This is a genomic window from Paenibacillus sp. FSL H8-0104 (genome assembly GCF_038050215.1).
In the GTDB taxonomy this organism is placed as follows: Bacteria; Bacillota; Bacilli; order Paenibacillales; family Paenibacillaceae; genus Paenibacillus; species Paenibacillus amylolyticus.
The window spans coordinates 4,835,552-4,854,875 of the sequence record NZ_JBBOTC010000001.1 but is presented as its reverse complement, the minus strand read 5'-3'; the positions used below and the strand labels follow the sequence as shown (position 1 = coordinate 4,854,875).

21 protein-coding genes are annotated in these 19,324 nt (G+C 46.1%); all 21 read left to right on the top strand.

Going from position 1 to position 19,324, the window contains the following annotated elements:
* The first annotated feature begins 202 nt into the window (after positions 1-202).
* Positions 203-562 carry a histidine triad nucleotide-binding protein gene (locus NST38_RS21595; protein WP_024628477.1) on the top strand — a complete coding sequence of 120 codons (360 nt, stop codon included), beginning with the start codon at positions 203-205 and terminating at the stop codon, positions 560-562.
* Between the two features lie 232 nt (positions 563-794).
* Positions 795-968, top strand: coding sequence for a 30S ribosomal protein S21 (gene rpsU / locus NST38_RS21590; protein WP_005547957.1), 174 nt, complete (start codon positions 795-797; stop codon positions 966-968).
* A 15-nt stretch (positions 969-983) separates the two neighbouring features.
* The gene (locus NST38_RS21585; RefSeq protein ID WP_017687237.1) at positions 984-1,427 is read left to right on the top strand and encodes a GatB/YqeY domain-containing protein; all 444 of its coding nucleotides are present in this window, start codon (positions 984-986) and stop codon (positions 1,425-1,427) included.
* Positions 1,428-1,709: 282 nt separating this feature from the next.
* On the top strand, positions 1,710-3,032 hold the full coding sequence (locus NST38_RS21580) for an NfeD family protein (RefSeq protein ID WP_051450046.1): 1,323 nt from the start codon (positions 1,710-1,712) through the stop codon (positions 3,030-3,032).
* A 160-nt stretch (positions 3,033-3,192) separates the two neighbouring features.
* Entirely contained in the window at positions 3,193-4,203 is a 1,011-nt protein-coding gene (gene floA / locus NST38_RS21575) for a flotillin-like protein FloA (protein WP_036615045.1), read from the top strand.
* A 13-nt stretch (positions 4,204-4,216) separates the two neighbouring features.
* On the top strand, positions 4,217-4,816 hold the full coding sequence (locus tag NST38_RS21570) for a hypothetical protein (protein WP_047843783.1): 600 nt from the start codon (positions 4,217-4,219) through the stop codon (positions 4,814-4,816).
* Between the two features lie 180 nt (positions 4,817-4,996).
* The gene (gene yqfC / locus NST38_RS21565; protein WP_017687241.1) at positions 4,997-5,290 is read left to right on the top strand and encodes a sporulation protein YqfC; all 294 of its coding nucleotides are present in this window, start codon (positions 4,997-4,999) and stop codon (positions 5,288-5,290) included.
* Positions 5,287-6,480: a sporulation protein YqfD gene (yqfD, locus tag NST38_RS21560; RefSeq protein WP_036674802.1), complete on the top strand. Its 1,194-nt coding sequence runs from the start codon at positions 5,287-5,289 to the stop codon at positions 6,478-6,480. Before yqfC ends, yqfD begins: the two co-directional genes overlap by 4 nt.
* A gap of 6 nt (positions 6,481-6,486) precedes the next feature.
* A complete protein-coding gene (locus tag NST38_RS21555; protein WP_017687243.1) occupies positions 6,487-7,458 on the top strand; it encodes a PhoH family protein in 972 nt (323 codons plus the stop codon).
* A gap of 16 nt (positions 7,459-7,474) precedes the next feature.
* On the top strand, positions 7,475-9,724 hold the full coding sequence (locus tag NST38_RS21550) for an HD family phosphohydrolase (RefSeq protein ID WP_036615038.1): 2,250 nt from the start codon (positions 7,475-7,477) through the stop codon (positions 9,722-9,724).
* A gap of 114 nt (positions 9,725-9,838) precedes the next feature.
* The gene (gene ybeY / locus NST38_RS21545; protein WP_036674804.1) at positions 9,839-10,336 is read left to right on the top strand and encodes an rRNA maturation RNase YbeY; all 498 of its coding nucleotides are present in this window, start codon (positions 9,839-9,841) and stop codon (positions 10,334-10,336) included.
* The gene (locus tag NST38_RS21540) at positions 10,336-10,707 is read left to right on the top strand and encodes a diacylglycerol kinase family protein (protein WP_076250701.1); all 372 of its coding nucleotides are present in this window, start codon (positions 10,336-10,338) and stop codon (positions 10,705-10,707) included. Before ybeY ends, NST38_RS21540 begins: the two co-directional genes overlap by 1 nt.
* Before the next feature lie 297 nt (positions 10,708-11,004).
* On the top strand, positions 11,005-11,418 hold the full coding sequence (locus tag NST38_RS21535; RefSeq protein ID WP_036615035.1) for a cytidine deaminase: 414 nt from the start codon (positions 11,005-11,007) through the stop codon (positions 11,416-11,418).
* A 37-nt stretch (positions 11,419-11,455) separates the two neighbouring features.
* The gene (era, locus tag NST38_RS21530; RefSeq protein WP_047843779.1) at positions 11,456-12,355 is read left to right on the top strand and encodes a GTPase Era; all 900 of its coding nucleotides are present in this window, start codon (positions 11,456-11,458) and stop codon (positions 12,353-12,355) included.
* A 104-nt stretch (positions 12,356-12,459) separates the two neighbouring features.
* Positions 12,460-12,600, top strand: coding sequence for a YqzL family protein (locus NST38_RS21525; RefSeq protein ID WP_074095877.1), 141 nt, complete (start codon positions 12,460-12,462; stop codon positions 12,598-12,600).
* Positions 12,601-12,633: 33 nt separating this feature from the next.
* The gene (gene recO, locus NST38_RS21520) at positions 12,634-13,386 is read left to right on the top strand and encodes a DNA repair protein RecO (protein ID WP_047843778.1); all 753 of its coding nucleotides are present in this window, start codon (positions 12,634-12,636) and stop codon (positions 13,384-13,386) included.
* A 149-nt stretch (positions 13,387-13,535) separates the two neighbouring features.
* Entirely contained in the window at positions 13,536-13,661 is a 126-nt protein-coding gene (locus NST38_RS21515; RefSeq protein ID WP_256720004.1) for a hypothetical protein, read from the top strand.
* Between the two features lie 135 nt (positions 13,662-13,796).
* Positions 13,797-14,684 carry a glycine--tRNA ligase subunit alpha gene (gene glyQ / locus NST38_RS21510; protein ID WP_076250703.1) on the top strand — a complete coding sequence of 296 codons (888 nt, stop codon included), beginning with the start codon at positions 13,797-13,799 and terminating at the stop codon, positions 14,682-14,684.
* Entirely contained in the window at positions 14,677-16,752 is a 2,076-nt protein-coding gene (gene glyS, locus NST38_RS21505) for a glycine--tRNA ligase subunit beta (protein ID WP_076250705.1), read from the top strand. Before glyQ ends, glyS begins: the two co-directional genes overlap by 8 nt.
* 228 nt (positions 16,753-16,980) lie before the next feature.
* Positions 16,981-17,448, top strand: a complete 468-nt coding sequence (locus NST38_RS21500; RefSeq protein ID WP_017687254.1) for a YaiI/YqxD family protein — start codon at positions 16,981-16,983, stop codon at positions 17,446-17,448.
* A 47-nt stretch (positions 17,449-17,495) separates the two neighbouring features.
* The gene (dnaG, locus tag NST38_RS21495; protein ID WP_076250707.1) at positions 17,496-19,316 is read left to right on the top strand and encodes a DNA primase; all 1,821 of its coding nucleotides are present in this window, start codon (positions 17,496-17,498) and stop codon (positions 19,314-19,316) included.
* The last annotated feature ends 8 nt before the right edge of the window (positions 19,317-19,324 follow it).

Here is a 19,324-nt window from a genome sequence, read left to right as displayed (position 1 = left end):
AATTAGGAAAAGTGCGTGATAAAACCATATTTCGATAAAAGAGCTTGGTATACAATCCAATGTTGTATAGTGTTCGGCTCGATGATAGATGGAGAGTTGACCTAGAATACCTGGTTGTGTGTCTAAAGATTGGACGTGGGTTTTTACTTTTAGTATGATAGAGGGGAATACATACACTGGAATACAAAGGAGGGTATGAACTATGGATTGCTTATTTTGCAAAATTGTAGAGGGCAGCATTCCCTCCAATAAAGTACTGGAGAATGACCATGTTATCGTTTTTCATGACATCCAGCCCGCTGCACCGACACATGTTCTTGTCATTCCGAAGAAACATATTGCTTCCATGAATGAAGTTACTGCAGAAGATCTGCCATTGATCGGCGAGATTCATCTGGCTGCTCAAGAAGCGGCGAAGCGTCTTGGCGTGGAGGAAACAGGATATCGATTAATCAACAATTGTGGTAAGGATGGAGAACAAACCGTTCATCATCTGCATTACCACTTGTTGGGTGGTACCAGACTTGGCGTGTTAACAAGTCTGTCCGATTCTCACAAATAAACGAGCTGATGGGTACTACTATTGAGGATTTAGTCATATGCATTAAATCCATGAATGTGTGACCAAATGCTTATATAATGAATCCATTTCATAATACCTTTGAGTTATAAAATGGATTCAAATAAGTGATCATTACATTGAGGTTGACACCTTTATTATCTTTCGCCTATAATGTAAGATGATGAACCGTGTTATTGCTCTTGGACGGTCTGGTCGGAGGGAGGGAAAACTGGTGTCTGAAACTAAAGTTCGCAAAAACGAGACTATTGATGCTGCACTTCGTCGTTTTAAACGCTCCATCGCTAAAGATGGCGTATTGGCTGAGGTGAAGAAACGTAAGCATTATGAGAAGCCAAGCGTAAAGCGCAAGAAAAAGTCCGAGGCTGCTCGTAAGAGAAAGTTTTAGGAGGATTTTAATTACATGAATCTTAGCGAACGATTGAACGAAGATATGAAGCAAGCGATGAAGAGTAAGGACAAGTTCAGACTCTCCAACATTCGGTTGATTCGTTCGACGATCAAGAATCTTGAAATAGATTTGAAAAGAGATTTGGATGACAACGAAGTGCTTGATATCCTGAGTCGTGAAATCAAACAGCGCAAAGATGCCCTCCAAGAATTTGACAAAGCGGGCCGTGAAGATCTCGCGGCAAATGCAAAAGCGGAAATTGAAGTACTCATCCAGTACCTTCCCACACAGCTTACCGAAGAAGAAATTAAAGTTATTGTACAGCAGACCATCCAGGAAACCGGTGCTTCTTCGAAAGCCGAGATGGGGAAAGTCATGGCGGCCCTTATGCCGAAAGTTAAAGGCAAAGCGGACGGCAAACTGGTAAATCAAGCAGTTCAACAATTTCTGCAATAAAGCAAATCAATAAACACCTTCTGACTTGTCAGGAGGTGTTTTTTCCATTTATCAGAAGGCATGATGTCCTTGGGATGACGAAATTTCTTTTTAATGGTTAATATATATTATTATGGATTTTTATTCTTGCAATTGATTGAGTTTTCAAATATAATTTTAAGATTTTGAAACGAAATGTTGCATTGCACGTAATAAATACCATAAGCTGGACAGTATAACATTAATGGAAAAGGGGGGACTATTGTGAAGGGAAAGCGCCGGAAGAAGCTTACGGGGCCATTGATGCTCTTAATGCTGCTGACGCTGTTGCTTCCTGTCTGGATTGGATCACCGTCAGCGCATGCAGCTGAGAAGAGTGGTGCCGTATATATTATTCCGGTTGATAAACCAATCGAGCAGGGACTTGGCAAGTTCATGGAACGCGGGTTCAAGCAAGCAGAAGAGATGAATGCTGGCCTGATCGTTCTTGATATCAATACGCCGGGAGGCCGTGTCGACACTGCAGAAGCATTGGGTACCCTAATTAAGGACAGTCCGATTGAGACTGTTGCATTTGTTCGTGGAGATGCTGCTTCAGCAGGGAGTTTTCTGGCTCTGAATGCAGATAAGATCGTAATGTCACCAGGCAGTATGATTGGTGCGGCAGCAATGGTCGACAGTACGGGTAAACATGTTGATGATCCAAAGCTTGTTGCATTTTGGAAAAGCAAAATGCAGGGAGCGGCTGAAATCAGTGGTCGTGATGGCAAGATTGCAGCTGGAATGACGGATGTTAACATCGTTGTTGAAATGCCAGAGATCAATAAAACCAAGCAAAAAGGTGAAATTATTGCTCTCTCGGCTGAAGAAGCGCTGAAAGTTGGTTATGCCGACCACATCAGCAACACACCGGAAGAAGCGGCAGCTTGGCTCGGTTACAGTCAGGATGACGTATTTAAGGTAGAACGAACAACAGCGGAGAATATCTCCTCTTTTCTTACCAATCCGGTTGTGATGACTGTGTTATTGTTCCTCGGAATCGCGGGTGTGATCATTGAATTGATTGTTCCTGGTTTTGGAGTTCCTGGTATTGTAGGTATCGTGTGTTTCGTGTTGTATTTCTCGGGTAATTACATTGCGGGATTTGCCGGAGCAGAGACATGGGTGCTATTTACCGTTGGACTCATCATGATGATTCTGGAGATGTTTATTCCGAGCTTTGGTATTCTGGGGATTTTGGGATCAATTGCGCTTGTGGCCGGTGTTGTAAGGGCTGCTTATGATACGAGTGATGCATTTGTATCTCTAGGTATCGCTTTTGGAGCAGCACTGGTAGTCATTGCGATCATCTCAATTATCTTTAAGGATCGAGGGATATGGAATCGCTTCATACTGAGTGATAGCATGTCTGCGGATCGGGGTTATTCATCAGCCACAGAACGTAAAGAGCTGGTTGGTCTGCAAGGAATCAGTCTGACACCACTTCGTCCTTCTGGAACAGCGATGTTTGAAGGGGAACGAATTGACGTTGTGACCGACGGAGATTTTATTCCCATCGATACTCCGATTATTGTGATTAAAGCGGAAGGTACCCGGATTGTGGTTCAGCAAGCTTTGCCGGTGTAACTCGCTCTGTTGTCGAAGCGGATTAACGCTTCGGCAATGTACATAACCACATGCTGAAGCTGCCAGCGAGGTGGTGTATTCTTTAATTTAGCAGCGGACTCATGAGTGTCTTCTCAAACATTTTTATCAAATTCAAATTGCAAATGGAGGAAATTAAACAATGGACACATCTATGATTACGATTTTGCTCATTGCGGTAGTAGGTATTATCGTATTGAGCGTATTCTTCAGCTTTTTCCCGGTTATGCTCTGGGTTTCAGCGATTGCATCCGGCGTACGCGTAAGTATTATTACACTGGTAGCGATGAGACTGAGACGTGTAACGCCTAGCCGTATCGTTAATCCAATGATTAAAGCAACTAAAGCCGGTCTTAAACTCTCAATGAACCAACTGGAAAGTCACTTCTTGGCCGGTGGTAACGTTGACCGTGTTGTAAACGCTCTGATTGCTGCACAACGTGCCAACATTCCACTCGAATTTGAACGTGCTGCTGCGATTGACCTCGCAGGTCGTGACGTATTACAAGCCGTACAGATGAGCGTTAACCCACGTGTTATCGAAACACCGATTGTGTCTGCGGTTGCCAAAGATGGTATTGAAGTTAAAGTTAGAGCGCGGGTTACGGTTCGTGCCAATATTGACCGTCTCGTTGGTGGTGCTGGTGAAGAAACGATCATCGCCCGTGTTGGTGAAGGTATCGTAAGTACGAACGGTTCCTCCAATTCTCACAAAGACGTCCTGGAAAATCCGGATCTGATCTCCCGTACCGTATTGTCCAAAGGTTTGGATGCAGGTACTGCTTTTGAAATCCTGTCCATTGATATTGCTGACGTTGATGTAGGTAAGAACATTGGTGCCTTCTTGCAAACAGAGCAAGCAGAAGCTGACAAACGTATCGCTCAGGCAAAAGCCGAAGAGCGTCGTGCAATGGCCGTAGCCCAAGAGCAAGAGATGAAAGCACGCGTAGTGGAAATGAGAGCACGCGTTGTTGAATCCGAATCCCAAGTACCTTTGGCGATGGCTGAGGCACTTCGTAACGGTAAAATCGGTGTGATGGATTATATGAACCTGAAGAACATTGAAGCAGATACTCAAATGCGTAACACATTGGGAAAACCTGGTGAAGGTTCGAATTCCAACGATCAGGGTGATTCCAAAAACGGAAGATAGGCGGTGAGTGCATATGGGCCTATTTGAATGGATTTTTGATAATCTGTATATTGTGGCCGTCATCGGTTTTGCACTCTTCTCATTCTTGGGGAAAGCTGCCAAATCGGCTGATCCGAACAAAAAGCGTCCTGCCAACGGGATGCCTACATTTGGAGGCAGTGGTGATTCAGGCCGGGATGAACGTTCAAGAGACAATTCATCTCCGCAGCAGTCTTCCGGACCTACAGACCCTCGCTATGATGAACAGTATGACGATCGGTATGATGACGTGCAATATGAGAATCAGTATGATGAGCCGTATTCGGAGCCTGCTGCATCTTCTCGCCCCGCAACTGACTACAGAAGTGAGGGCACGATGAGTGCGATGGCAAATTCACTTGAGGAACAGATGAGAGGCATGGAAGAACAGCAGCGCTTGATTGAAGAACGCTTGAATCGCATCTCTTCTGCGAATCGGCCAGTTGTGTCTGATTCCAGTTGGGATGAGACCAGCACCGATGAATCGGGAGCGTCTCCACTTCGTCCTGCTGATATTCGTACAGGTGTCCTGTGGGCAGAAGTACTGGGTTCCCCTCGTTCCAAGCAACCGTTTGGTACAAGAGGAAAACTGTAAACAAGTCAATTTATTGGACGGAAATAAAGCCGTCTCTGGTGAGCATAAAGCCGCCGGAGACGGCTTTTTCTGTGTTCTACCCTTTTTTCTCAACATTCGTCCCTAACACGCCCCGGAATTTTCATAATTTCATGAATCTGCGCATAAGTTGAACTGTAGAGGAAGGGGGAAGACCTTCGAATGACCCGGATCAGCCGCAAGCTGCGCAGATGGACCAGTGAAGTGTTGGATCTGCCGCAGGATGTGCTTTATGATATGCCACGGTTAACCCTGATCGGCAGTAAGCAACTGTATATAGAGAATCATCGCGGTGTCATCCATTTCACGCCGGATCGTATCGTGTTGGCTCTTTCCCAAGGCCAGTTAGAGATCAAAGGAACTGCCTTGGTGATACGTAACATTTTGCCGGATGAAGTAGCTGTTGAAGGAACGATTCTGGATATTCATATGAATGGAGTGGAGGGGAACGGATGAAGCAGCCCAGTCTGTACAAACTGCGGGGAGCAGTCCGAATCACGGTCACTGGGGGAGACATTGAAACATTGATCAACACGGTGGCAGAGCAGGGACTGGAAGTGTGGAACCTGCGTGCTCACGATGGACGCGTGGCAGAGATGAACATTCTGCTGCCGCATTTTTTCAGGTTGCGTCCTGTGTTGAAACGGACAGGCTGCAGGGTGAAAGTAACCCATCGCAGCGGTTTCCCTTTTTTTGCGGCCCGATTATTGCGGAGGAAGTTCTTTCTTGGGGGTATGCTGTTTTTTGTGGCAGCTTTGTTTGCGTTGTCGTCCATGGTATGGAGTGTGGAGGTCAAGGGTAACGTCACCATTCCCACCGACGAGGTGCTTGCAGCAGCGAAAAAAGAGGGCATATATCCTTTGCAATGGGGGTTCCGTTTGCAAAGCCAAGACAAGCTCTCCAGGCAGCTTGCACTCGCTCTGCCGGATGTAACCTGGATTGGCGTGAGCAAAGAAGGGACAACCATTACCATTCAGGTCGTAGAATCGGCGCAACCAAAGCGCGAACCATTGCTGAATCCCAGGCATCTGATCAGTAAGTCAGATGCTGTGGTCACTCAAATCTATGCGGAGCAGGGACGCCCTGTTGTTCAGAAGGACATGCGTGTCAAAAAGGGTCAGGTATTGATCTCGGGGATTCTCGGGGATGAGGAGAACACCAAAACCATCGTTGCCAAAGGCGAAGTTCGTGGTCTGGTATGGCGTGAGTATCAGGTAGAGGTTCCGCTGGTGCAAAAACATAATACAATGACAGGTGAGAGCAAAGAACGTTTTTACATGGTGCTGGGGAATTGGGCGATTCAACTGTGGGGGTACGGAAGTACACCGTTCAGTTCATTTGATACCGAGAGTAATCATAAACCATTAACGTGGCGATCCTTTACACTTCCCATGGGTTGGCTGACAGAGAAAGATCTGGAGACCCGAGAGCATGAGCAACAACAGACGATAGAATGGGCCAGAACGAAAGGATTGGAAGGAGCAAGGAACGATATTACCGCCAAAAACGGCAAAGGAACAAAAATTATAAGTGAAAAAATTTTGCATGAGAAGAAAGAGAATGGTAAAGTTTATATGAAAGTCTTATTTGAAGTAGAAGAAAGCATTGCGGAAGAACTTCCGCTAGTCCATAGTCAAGGAGAATGAGGATATTTGTCAGAGCAAACACGCAGCATACAAATCTCCCTCCAGAGTGCGGGAGAGGGCCAATCTCTTTTTGGACCCCAAGATACTTTTCTTAAACTGATTGAATCCGAGATTCCCGCCCAGATTGCATCCCGTGAAGCGGAGATTGTGATTTTTGGCAACGCACAGCAGGTGGAATCGCTTGAACAATTATTTGATGTGTTACTGCAATTGATACGCAATGGATATGTGTTAACCGAGAGAGATGTGAAGTATGCGATTGAACTTGCCAAGGATATGCGGGCAGACCAGCTATTGGATCTGTTCAAGGGCGAGATTACAACGACATACCGAGGTAAACCAATCCGTGTTAAAACCATTGGACAGAAGCACTATGTAACTACAATTAAAAAACGTGATATTGTATTTGGCATTGGTCCTGCTGGTACGGGTAAAACCTACCTTGCTGTTGTACTGGCTGTTGCCGCAATTAAAGAAGGCAGCGTCAAACGCATTGTACTCACACGGCCTGCTGTTGAAGCGGGAGAGAGTCTTGGATTTTTGCCAGGTGATCTTCAGGAGAAGGTAGACCCTTATCTGAGACCACTGTACGATGCCCTGTATGACGTTATGGGACAGGAACAGACCGCGAAGGCACTGGAGCGAGGGTTAATCGAAATCGCGCCACTCGCCTACATGCGGGGGCGTACGCTGGATGACTCCTTCATCATTCTGGATGAAGCACAGAACACAACGCCGGAACAGATGAAGATGTTTCTAACCCGTCTTGGTTTTGGCTCCAAAATGGTCATCACCGGAGACGTGACACAGATTGATTTACCGCGTGGTAAGAAATCCGGGCTTGTGGAAGCGAATACGATCTTGAACGAAGTTAACGAGATTGGATTTGTCTATTTTGCCGAGCAAGATGTTGTACGGCATTCCCTTGTCCAGAAAATTATCGTGGCTTACAACCACGCCGCAGAAAATCAAGCATAGAAAGGGATTGTCTAAAGTGACCTCGAAGGAACCGTCAAAAGGCAAATCTTTTCAGAATAAGGCTACAGGATGGAAGTATAGCGTGTGGGCACGCTATCTTCTGTTTTTGTTTCTGGTGATTCTTTTCTACGTCAGTCTGGCTTCCAAACTGCTCCCTGAGCGCTATGATATTCAGGAAGGGACACGGAGTGAAGTGGACATTGCTGCGCCCATGCAGATTCCGAATAACAAGGCCACACTCAAAGCACAGGAAGAAGCTGCTGAACGGGTACAGCCGATATTTCAGATTGTCCAGTTGCGAAACGAAAATTTGATGACTACCCTGCTTGATCGTGTAGATCGATTAAATCAGGATGATCAGATCTCAAGTCAGGACAAGATTGATATATATCGGGATGAAATTCCGCAGCGCCAGAAGGATTTTGTGACCAACTATATCAATAATAATCGGAAAGCCGGTACATACTCCGAGACTCTTTTGGAAGAAATCAGAAATGTGGTACAGGAGCAAAGCTACCGTATTCCCGAAGAAACTTACATCAAAATCTCACGTCTGACATCGGATGATATCCAGGAGATGAAGCCGGTTGCGAGGGATATTGTTGCCCGGTTAATGACGGATCAGATCAGCGATGCAACCACTGCTCGTGCCAAAGTAGCCGAGATGGTGAGTGTCAGCTCTCTTGGTAAGCGTACGCAACGTGAGGTCGTGCAAGAGCTTGCTCGCCTTGTGGTGACCGCGAACCGCTTCTACGATGAAGAGGGAACTAAGGAAGCCAAAGTACAGGCGCGTGAGAACACGCAAACCGTCTTTATCAAGCAAGGGGACACATTAGTTGCCAAGGGTGAGATGATCACCCCGGAGATGTATACTTTGCTGGGTGAGAATGATTTGCTGAAAAATGAAGTGAACTACTGGCCGCAGCTTGGACTTCTTATGTTTTCCTGCCTGTTGTCAGCAGCCATTCTGATGTATATTCAGCAAGGCAGCGGAACACATTTTAAGTATAATAATGCCCAGCTGTTGATGCTTGTTCTCATTTTTATTATTACGATTGTGGTTATGCATGTGACGGCGATTATCCAGACCAATGAGAGGTCTTATGTTGGCTTCCTTGCACCTGTTGCGGTAGGAGCGATGTTAATTGCCTTGTTACTGGATACCTCGCTTGCCTTTGTATGTTCGATTTTGATCGGTATGTTGTCCAGCATTATTTTGAATACCCATCAGGGTCAACTTTTTGACTTCGAATTAGGTTTCTTCGCTGTATTGGTTTCGTTTGTTGCGATCTTCGCAACTCATAAGGCTAGCCAGCGATCAACGATCCTGAAAGGGGCCATTATGGTCTGTCTGTTCGGGTCGATAGCCGTCTTCACCTTGGCTTTGATTGACTCGGGAGATTGGAATCGAACCACGACACTGTATGGCGTTGGGTTTGCATTTGCTGGTGGCGTGCTGACTGCCATACTGGTCATTGGGCTGATGCCATTTTTCGAAACTTCATTTGGCATTTTATCAGCGCTCAAACTGGTAGAACTATCTAATCCGAACCATCCGCTTCTTCGCAAGTTGCTGACGGAGACACCGGGTACCTATCATCACAGCGTTATGGTAGGGAATCTGTCCGAAGCAGCAGCAGAAGCCATAGGAGCTAACGGATTGCTATGCCGAGTCGGTTCGTATTATCATGATATTGGCAAGACGAAGCGGCCCATCTATTTTATTGAAAATCAGAACAATATGGAGAATCCACATGATTCAATTGATCCTAAACTGAGCAAATCCATTATCGTTGCCCATGCGCGCGATGGGGTGGAAATGCAGAAGGATTACAAGCTGCCCAGACCTATTCGGGATATTGCGGAACAGCATCACGGCACGACATTTCTCCACTATTTCTATCACAAAGCACTGCGCCAGGCGGAAGAAGCAGGCGTTGAGCCTGATTTCACGGAAGAAGATTTCCGTTACCCTGGGCCGAAGGCTCAGTCCAAGGAATCGGCTATTGTTGGCATTGCCGATAGTGTGGAGGCTGCTGTGAGATCTTTGCGCAAACCGACAGTGGAGCAAGTGGAGTCCATGATTGAGAAGATTATTAAAGGACGATTGGACGATCATCAATTCAATGATTGTGACCTTACGATGCGTGAACTGGATATCGTTGCCAGAACATTGAAGGAAACGGTGATGGGTATCTTCCACTCCAGGATAGAATATCCGGAGGAGATCAAGAAACCAAAGCCAACTTCACCCGAAGCAGGCTAATTTAATAATAGTTTGTGTTCAAAAAGGCCGGTTTTCAGTACCGAGAAGATGGGATGAAGCTAGAAATGCTTTTTTGAACAACCTCTAATATGAGCAGACAGGAGTTATGAAAGAATGAGTCTTAATCTGGCATGGAATAATGAACAACAGGATAAAGAAATTACAGAACCGATGATTGCAATGTTGGAACAGTTGCTGAATCTCGCAGGAGAAGCGGAAGGTGTTGCAGACGGGGAAGTGGCTCTGACTTTTGTGAACGATGAGCAGATTCATGAGTTGAACCGTGATTATCGCGGTATTGACCGTCCTACGGATGTATTGTCTTTTGCAATGAACGAGACGGTGGATGAAGAGCTCGATATTATCTATGAGCTGGACGAAGATGAAGAAATGGAAGAAATGCCGGATGTTCTTGGAGACATCATCATTTCCGTACCACGGACCATCCTGCAAAGTGAAGAGTATGGACACTCATTTGAACGTGAACTTGGTTTTCTGTTTGTCCATGGTTTCTTGCACCTGCTTGGATACGACCATCAGGATGAAGCAAGTGAGGCTGAAATGATGGGCAAACAAGAAGCGGTATTGGCCCAGGCCGGGTTGACACGATAATGAGAAGACGCTCCTGGGGTCTGGTATTCCGCAATGCTGCGGAAGGAATCGCATATGGGTTGCGGACTCAGCGTAATGTGAGAGTTCACACGGGAGTGGCTATTTTGATGTGTTTAGCCGGCTTTTTTTTCAGAATCTCAAGAACGGATTGGATGTTTGTGCTGACCGCTGTCTTTTTGGTCCTGGTGACTGAATTGATGAACACGGCTGTAGAGGCAGCGGTTGACTTGGCACACCCCCATATCCACCCGCTGGCAAAAGCGGCAAAGGATACCGCGGCCGGGGCAGTTCTGCTGGCTGCGGTATTCGCCGTCATCATCGGTTGTATCGTTTTCATTAAGCCGGTGATGAGCTGGCTAGGTTTGTACTGATTTTGTTTTGATTTGTTTTGTGATTTTAATACTACACAAATTTGTGAAGTTAGACCGTTTTTTAAGTTGAACTTGTTGACATTACACGATAACGAAGAGGACAGAAATAAACCTGTAGAAGCGAAGCGTTCGCCTTTATCCCCGGATTTTCACGTTGAAAAAGTGAATCAAAAAATCTGGGGGTAACAGCGATCGAAGGGTTATTCTGGACTCGGAGTGGCTAGTGTAAAATTGGCTTTGGTTGAACTTAATTCGTAGGTACTAACTTTATATTGCACCCTAAGGGAGAGAATATTAATGGATAACGGTTTGTTAATGCAAGAAGCAATTAAGGCACGTACGAAGGCGTATACGCCTTACTCCCATTTTGGTGTTGGCGCGGCTTTGCTTGACAGTGAAGGTCATGTGCATCATGGTTGTAATATTGAGAATGCTGCGTATACACCAGGTAATTGTGCTGAGCGTACGGCGATGTTTAGTGCCATTGCAGGTGGGCAGAAGCCTCGCAGCTTCACAGCGATTGCCATTGTGGGAGACACGGATGGTCCGATTGCTCCATGTGGCGTATGTCGTCAGGTCATGTACGAACTGTGTGAACCTGATATGAAAGTCATCTTGGGGAACTTGAAAGGTGATCTGCAAGAGACCACCGTTGCTGAACTGTTACCTTGGGCTTTTGGGCCTTCTGATCTGAATTCTGCCAAAAAATAAACCAATATTCCAGGCCTAGGCGCCTGAGGAGGAACATATGAAAAAACAAGCATTTAAATCCGGTTTTGTAGCCATTATTGGACGTCCAAACGTAGGTAAATCCACACTGATGAACCAAGTGATCGGACAGAAAATTGCGATTATGTCGGACAAGCCACAAACCACACGTAATAAAATTCATGGGGTGTATACATCCGAACATCAGCAAATCGTATTCCTGGACACACCGGGTATTCACAAACGTCAATCCAAACTTGGCGATTACATGAACCAGACTGCTCTGAATACGCTCGGAGAAGTAGAAGCAGCACTGTTCCTGATCGACGCTTCGGAAGGCTTGGGTGGCGGTGACCGTTATATTGCGGAACAGTTGAAAAATATCCGTACGCCTGTCATTCTTGTCATGAATAAAATTGACAAAATTGAGCCGGAAGCACTGCTGCCACTCATTGAGACGTATCGCAAGCTTCACGATTTCGCTGAAATCGTTCCTGTCTCTGCCATGCTTGGCAGCAATGTCAGCACGTTGCTGGAACAGCTCGGCAAGTATTTGCCAGAAGGTCCACAGTACTATCCTGATGACCAGGTTACTGACCATCCGGAGCAGTTTGTATGTGCCGAGTTGATTCGTGAGAAAATTCTGCAAATGACTCGTGAAGAAGTGCCTCACTCCATTGCTGTAACGATCGAAGATATGAAAGTGCAAGATAATGGTGTCGTTTATATCTCAGCAGTCATTTTTGTGGAACGGGATTCCCAAAAAGGGATCATTATCGGCAAGCAAGGTGCCCTTCTGAAAGAAGTGGGTAAACGAGCTCGACACGACATTCAGAATTTGCTTGGCTCCAAAATTTTCATGGACCTGTGGGTTAAAGTGAAAAAAGACTGGAGAAATCAGGATCGAGTTCTGCGTGACCTTGGCTTTGGCCGCGACTAATCGTCGGAATTGTATCCAGTAATTGCAACACATAGTTTACCTTGCAAGACTCCATCCTATTTGGTAGATGCAGACGTCATTTCCGAAGAGAGGATGAAATTCCGATGCGAGATTTTTCGTGGAAGGTTTTTGCGATGACGGGGGATGTAGAGTCCTATTTGTTATATACCGAGGCTTGTAACTCGTTAGGACAGGAGTCGGATAATGCAAGGGAAGTGATTGAAGATGAAGAAGCTGAAGGATAACTGGCTGATTCGGGAATGGTTAGGTGACGAGGCATGCTATACAGGGTGGAAGGGATTGTCATCCGCAGCATGGACTACGGCGAAGGGAACAAAATCATTACGCTTTGCACCGAAAGCGGCGGGAAAGTAGGGGTACTCGTCCGCGGTGCCAAAAAGCCCAAGAGCCGACATGCTGCACTGGTGCAGCCGTTTACGTATGGTCAATATGTATATTTTCGCAATACAGGTCTAGGCACATTGAACGCTGGAGAAATTGTTGAATCTTATCATGAGTTGCGTGAAGATCTGGTCAAGGCCTCTTATGCCTCTTATGCGTGTGAACTATTGGATCGGGTGCTTCAGGATGAGGAAACAGGTACATTTTGGTTCAAACAGTTAAAGGCGTGTTTGCAGGCGTTGAAGGAAGAGAAAGATCCGGTTGTTATTACAAGTCTGTACGAAATGAAAATATTACAGGCATCCGGATATGGTCCACAGTTCGATGAGTGCATCTCCTGCAACCAGGAGCGACCAGATGAGCAGTTGTTTATAAGTCCCAGACTTGGTGGCGTCTTGTGTCGAGCATGCAAACATTTTGATCCTCCAGCGATGTCAGTTAGTCCAAAGGCTCTGAAGTTGTTGCGTTTGTTCGCACAGTTGGATCTGCAGCGCTTGGGGAATATATCAGTGAGTGAGTCTACCCGTGATGAGATCAAAAAGTTGATGCGTGCCTTTATGGATCATCAGCTCGGTCTGAATCTTAAATCCCGTTCTTTCCTCGATCAGATGGAGAAGTACGGGATTTGAGGCGTTTTGGTGGAAGTGAAACTATATCTTGACTTCATACTAGATTTTATATATTATGAAATATAATTTCTCTTTATGAGACATGCATTGAACGAGAAAGTAAAAGACTGGATTTATTACATTTATGGAGACAAGTCGTTGTATAACACTTGGGAATCATGAATGAGCGAGCCGGGGATGGTGGGAGCCTGGCTGAATCGATCTTTGAAACGGCACTCGGGAGCATGAATGGACACGGAAAAGTGGGCTGGAACGAACAGGATCATCTTGTTTGATCTAAGCCAAGTAGGGTGGAACCGCGGGAATAGCTCTCGTCCCTACGTCTGTACAACAGGCGTAGGACGGGGGCTATTTATTGTTGTCTTCACCGTCCTAAGCTTGCTAACAAACCATTGAAAAGGAGCATGATTATGAATTTTCAGCAGATGATTCTAACGCTGCAACAATTCTGGGCCGAGCATAACTGTATTATTGTCCAGCCATACGATACGGAAAAAGGGGCAGGTACGATGAACCCGATGACCTTTTTACGCTCGCTTGGACCCGAACCTTGGAAAGTGGCCTATGTGGAGCCTTCCCGTCGTCCTTCGGACGGACGTTATGGTGAGAACCCTAACCGGCTGTACCAGCATCATCAGTTCCAGGTCATCATCAAGCCTTCTCCGGACAATATTCAGGAAATTTACCTGGAAAGTCTGAAACGTCTTGGCATTGATCCGCTCAAACATGATATTCGGTTTGTTGAAGATAACTGGGAGAATCCTTCCCTTGGTTGTGCAGGTCTTGGTTGGGAAGTATGGTTGGACGGAATGGAAATTACGCAATTTACGTATTTCCAACAGGTTGGTGGGATCGAGACAAATCCGGTAGCTGTTGAAATTACGTATGGTATGGAGCGTTTGGCTTCTTACATACAAGATAAAGAGAATGTGTTTGATCTGGAATGGGTGGAAGGTATCACTTATGGTGATGTATTCCGTCAGCCAGAACTCGAACACTCTAAATATACGTTTGAAGTATCTGATGTCAAAATGCTGTTTACACTCTTCAACATGCATGAAGAAGAAGCAAACAAAGCCATGGCGCAGCATCTGGTATTCCCGGCATATGACTATGTGCTGAAATGTTCCCACACGTTCAACCTGTTGGATGCACGTGGAGCCATCAGTGTAACGGAACGTACGGGTTACATCACACGTGTTCGTAATCTGGCTCGCCAAGTCGCTGCAACATATATGGAAGAGCGTGAGAAGCTAGGCTTCCCGCTGATCAAGAAAGGGGGAGCCGAGCATGTCTAAGGATCTGTTGTTTGAAATCGGGCTGGAAGAAGTACCTGCACGCTTTATGCGCGCAGCAATCGCACAGCTGCAAGAGCGTGTCGTGAAATGGCTTGACGCATCCCGCATTGCTTATGGTGAAGTGAATGCATATGCTACACCGCGCCGTCTGGCTGTTTTGATTCAGAATGTGGCTGAAAAGCAGGAAGATATCGAGGAAGAAGTGAAAGGTCCTTCACGCAAAATTGCCCTGGACGACAGTGGCAATTGGAGCAAGGCTGCACTCGGATTCGCCCGCAGTCAAGGTGTTGAACCGGACCAGTTCACGTTCAAGGAACTGAACGGTGTCGAATATATCTATGCAACGAAGAGCAGCAAAGGTGTGGAGACGGCGTCTGTGGTTGGCGAAGGGTTACTTTCTGTATTACATGCCATGACGTTCCCAAAATTCATGCGTTGGGCTTCCTATGATTTCAAATTTGTACGTCCAATCCGCTGGATTGTGGCTATGCTCGGCAGTGAGGTTATCGATCTGGAAGTGACAGGTATTAAGTCGGGTAATGTAACTCGCGGACATCGTTTCCTCGGTAAGGAGGCTGTGATCTCCACTCCGTCTTCATACGTGGAAGTGTTGCGTTCCGAACATGTCATTGCTGATATCCAGGAACGTGAACAGATGATTGTATCCCAGATTCAGGCACTGGCTGCGGAGAAAAAATGGGATATCGCGATTAAGGAAGACTTGCTGGAGGAAGTCCTGTTCCTGGTGGAAACACCTACCGTATTGTTCGGGACATTTGACTCCTCATTCTTGAATATTCCACAAGAAGTATTGATTACTTCCATGCGTGAGCATCAGCGTTATTTCCCTGTACTGGACAATGAAGGACAATTGTTGCCATTCTTCGTGACGGTACGTAACGGCGGAAGTGATTCACTGGACGTTATTGCCAGAGGGAATGAAAAAGTTCTGCGTGCACGTCTGTCTGATGCCAAGTTCTTCTATGAGGAAGATCAGAAGCTACAGATTAAGGATGCATTGTCGAAGCTGGAAAGTATCGTCTTCCAGGAAGAACTGGGAACGGTTGGAGATAAAGTGCGCCGTATTCGCAAGATTGCGGATGGACTTGCTGCCAAACTGCAAGTATCCGGTGATATTGCTGAATCCGTTAGCCGCTCAGCAGATATCTGCAAATTCGATCTGGTGACACTGATGGTGGGAGAATTCCCGGAACTGCAAGGTGTGATGGGTGAGGATTACGCTCGTAAAGCTGGCGAAAAAGAAGAAGTGGCCAAAGCGGTATTTGAACACTATCAGCCACGTTTCGCTGGAGATCAATCCCCTGCTTCTCTTGTTGGTGCCATTGTGAGTGCTGCGGACAAAATGGATACAATCGTGGGTTGTTTCTCCATCAATATTATTCCAACGGGTTCACAGGATCCTTACGCGCTGCGCCGTCAGGCTGCAGGTATTGTACAGATTTTGCTGGATCACAAGCTTCCGCTGACATTGTCTGACGTGTTCGGAGTAGCACTTCAAGTACATGCCCAGATGAACCTGTTGAAACGTGCAGACGAAGAGGTTCGTAAAGATCTGCAAGACTTCTTTGGTCTTCGTGTGAAAAAATTGTTGTCCGAAACAGTTCGCTACGACGTAGTGGATGCCGTAATTTCTTCCGGATTCGATGATATCAGCGCTGTGGTTCCAAAAGGTGAAGCGTTGATGGCGGCTGTTATGACAGGAGACGCATTCAAAACAACGGTTGAATCGTTCAACCGTGTCGGTAATCTGGCTGCCAAAGCATCCAATGCTTCCGTACATCCAGAACTGTTCACAGAAGATGGAGAACGTCAGCTCCATGAGGCATGGAGCAAAACGAATGCAGAATATCGTCAGGCGTTGACTCAGCATCATGCTGCTGAAGCACTGGCTATTGCATCTGCCTGGAAGGATGGTATTACTTCATTCTTCGATTCGGTCATGGTTATGGCCGAAGATGAAGCTGTTCGGGCGAACCGACTTGCCTTGCTCGCGGCTATTGATCGTGACTTGAAAGGATTTGCTGATTTTTCCAAGTTGGTTTGGTAATTGGCGTATTTCATGAGTCCTTTTCCACAGACTTGGCGCAAAGCTAAAATTCAGTATTAAAGAAGGATATATGAGGGTATAAATATACGGAACGGGTTGTGAAATGTATTTTTGACAACCGCTCCGTATTTTAGCCTTTGATTTCCCTCGTTCCGGCAGAAGGATTTTGCCTGGCCGGGGTCGTATATAACAATATGCAGCTATTTTATGAAACCGGGTGGTCTGGGTTTGAGTGAGTTAAATATACGCCACATTGTTGTGGATGGTGATGCTTGCCCGGTCAAAACCGAGATTGCGCAAACCGCTCGCCTTTTCAACATCCCCGTACTGTTAGTCTCTTCATTTGATCATTTGCTTCAAGGAGGAGAAGGGGTACGAACCGTGCAAGTGGATCGCAGTGATCAGAGCGCAGACCTGTATATTGCTAATCATATTAAGCCATATGATGTAGTTATCACTCAGGACTATGGACTTGCGGCACTTGCGCTTGGCAAACGTTGTTATGTTTTGTCCTTTCGTGGTCGTGAGTTCAACGATCGTGACATTGATTTCATGTTGGATTCTCGTCATACTGCGGCCAAAGCGCGAAAAAGAGGCCATTACGGGAAAGGCCCAAAGCCTTTCACAGAGCAGGATCGAGAAATGTTTCAACATAAACTGACAAAACTTTTAAAAGATTTGCAGGAGAATGTGTAAGTTTATCGAATTATATTTACGTGTTGAAGAGATGAAGGTGGCCAGAGATGAGTACCGGACAAGGCGGTATACCCGAAAGTATTATTGAATCGGTGTTACAGCAGAATGATATTGTCGATACGGTGAGCCGATTTGTGCATCTGACCAAACAGGGGAAGTATATGAAAGGCCTCTGTCCTTTTCATTCCGAGAAGACGCCTTCGTTCACCGTTACACCTGAGAAACAAATTTTCTACTGCTACGGTTGCGGCACGGGTGGAAATGCCATCAAATTCAGGATGGAAATCGAAGGGTTATCCTTTCCCGAGGCTGTCAAAACGATGGCGGAAGAAAGTCACATCTCTATGGGGGACTGGCAAGGGCGTGAATCTGCTCATGTGAATCCGGAGACGGAACGTCTGTTGGAAGCTTATGAGCTTACCGCGAAGCTGTATCATTTTTTGTTGAAAAATACAGAGCACGGCAAGTCAGCCATGGAGTATTTACGCTCAAGAGGTTTTGGCGACAAGTTAATCGACCAGTTCCAGATTGGTTTTGCACCAAATCGTTGGGACACACTGGTACAATTTCTTGAGAAACGTAACTATCCGCTCGAAGAGATGGAAAAGGGTGGACTTCTGTCACCGCGAAATGAAGGTCAGGGATATGTGGATCGATTCCGAGACCGGATTATGTTCCCGATTAATGGCAGGAGCGGTAAGCCGATTGCATTTGCAGGACGCATATTGGGAGATGGGCAACCGAAGTATCTAAATTCACCGGAAACCCGGTTATTTAACAAAAGCCGTGTTCTCTATAATTTGCATCATGCCAAAAATGCAATTCGCAAACAAAGACAAGCCATTTTATTCGAGGGATATGGTGATGTCATCTCCGCATGGGACCAGGATATCCAGAATGGTGTAGCGGCAATGGGCACTGCGTTAACCGAGAATCAGGCACTGATGCTCAAAGGGATGTGCGACGAAGTCATTATATGTTATGACGGCGACAGAGCAGGACAGGCTGCTGCACTCAAAAACTTCCCTATTCTTGAGGAAGCTGGATTGCAGGTCAAAGTGGCTCTCATTCCCGAGGGACTTGACCCAGATGATTTTATCCGGAAGCATGGTGGTGAACGGTTCCGAAACCAGATTGTGGACGGTGCCGTGACAACTACAAAATTTAAACTTATAAACTTAAAAAAAAGCCATATACTGCTAGAGGGTGGCGGACAAATCGCCTATTCGAAAGAAGCAGTAAAGTTGATTGCACCCTTACCTTCTCCAACAGAAAGGGAAGTGTATCTTCGTGAACTGGCTGCAGAAGTGGACGTATCCTTCGAAACATTGAAGCAGGAGTGTAATGAAGAACGGGAGGCGATGAAAAATAACCTCCAGTTTGGGGATAATAACCCGAAAAGGTGGAATAATGGTAGGCAACAAAATAGGCAGGTGCCTACACCTAATCTGTTGCCGGCTTATCACGCTGCCGAACGCAAACTGATTGCCTGGATGTTGCAGGATGATGAGGCTGCCCAGTACGTGAATGAACATCTTGGTGAAGCATTTAACTTGGAGGATCATGCAGCTATTGCTGCTTATCTATATGCCTACTATGCGCAAGGCAAACCGTCGGATACAAGCCGTTTTATGTCTTCACTGCATGACGATCGCCTGGAAAAAACGGTCAGTTCAATCTCGATGATGGATGGTCCAGGTGAATGGAGTATTCAAATGCTCGATGATTGCATCAGGGAAGTGCTGAAGCATCCGCGTAAGAAAGAGTACGATTTGAAAAAAGAAGAAATGATTGCTGCAGAGCGGGCAGGTGATTCTGTACGCGCGGCACAGATTGCAATTGAAATGATTGCCCTAGAGAGACAGTGAACGTCTGA

Bases quoted from the DNA above. Each gene is read 5' to 3' on its own strand.
- NST38_RS21525 (WP_074095877.1), top strand. From the start codon at position 12,460: ATGCGAGATTTTTCGTGGAAGGTTTTTGCGATGACGGGGGATGTAGAG.
- NST38_RS21585 (WP_017687237.1), top strand. From the start codon at position 984: ATGAATCTTAGCGAACGATTGAACGAAGATATGAAGCAAGCGATGAAG.
- ybeY (WP_036674804.1), top strand. From the start codon at position 9,839: ATGAGTCTTAATCTGGCATGGAATAATGAACAACAGGATAAAGAAATT.
- yqfD (WP_036674802.1), top strand. From the start codon at position 5,287: ATGAAGCAGCCCAGTCTGTACAAACTGCGGGGAGCAGTCCGAATCACG.
- floA (WP_036615045.1), top strand. From the start codon at position 3,193: ATGGACACATCTATGATTACGATTTTGCTCATTGCGGTAGTAGGTATT.
- NST38_RS21535 (WP_036615035.1), top strand. From the start codon at position 11,005: ATGGATAACGGTTTGTTAATGCAAGAAGCAATTAAGGCACGTACGAAG.
- recO (WP_047843778.1), top strand. From the start codon at position 12,634: ATGCTATACAGGGTGGAAGGGATTGTCATCCGCAGCATGGACTACGGC.
- NST38_RS21595 (WP_024628477.1), top strand. From the start codon at position 203: ATGGATTGCTTATTTTGCAAAATTGTAGAGGGCAGCATTCCCTCCAAT.
- NST38_RS21580 (WP_051450046.1), top strand. From the start codon at position 1,710: ATGCTCTTAATGCTGCTGACGCTGTTGCTTCCTGTCTGGATTGGATCA.
- NST38_RS21570 (WP_047843783.1), top strand. From the start codon at position 4,217: ATGGGCCTATTTGAATGGATTTTTGATAATCTGTATATTGTGGCCGTC.
- glyQ (WP_076250703.1), top strand. From the start codon at position 13,797: ATGAATTTTCAGCAGATGATTCTAACGCTGCAACAATTCTGGGCCGAG.
- glyS (WP_076250705.1), top strand. From the start codon at position 14,677: ATGTCTAAGGATCTGTTGTTTGAAATCGGGCTGGAAGAAGTACCTGCA.
- era (WP_047843779.1), top strand. From the start codon at position 11,456: ATGAAAAAACAAGCATTTAAATCCGGTTTTGTAGCCATTATTGGACGT.
- yqfC (WP_017687241.1), top strand. From the start codon at position 4,997: ATGACCCGGATCAGCCGCAAGCTGCGCAGATGGACCAGTGAAGTGTTG.
- dnaG (WP_076250707.1), top strand. From the start codon at position 17,496: ATGAGTACCGGACAAGGCGGTATACCCGAAAGTATTATTGAATCGGTG.
- NST38_RS21540 (WP_076250701.1), top strand. From the start codon at position 10,336: ATGAGAAGACGCTCCTGGGGTCTGGTATTCCGCAATGCTGCGGAAGGA.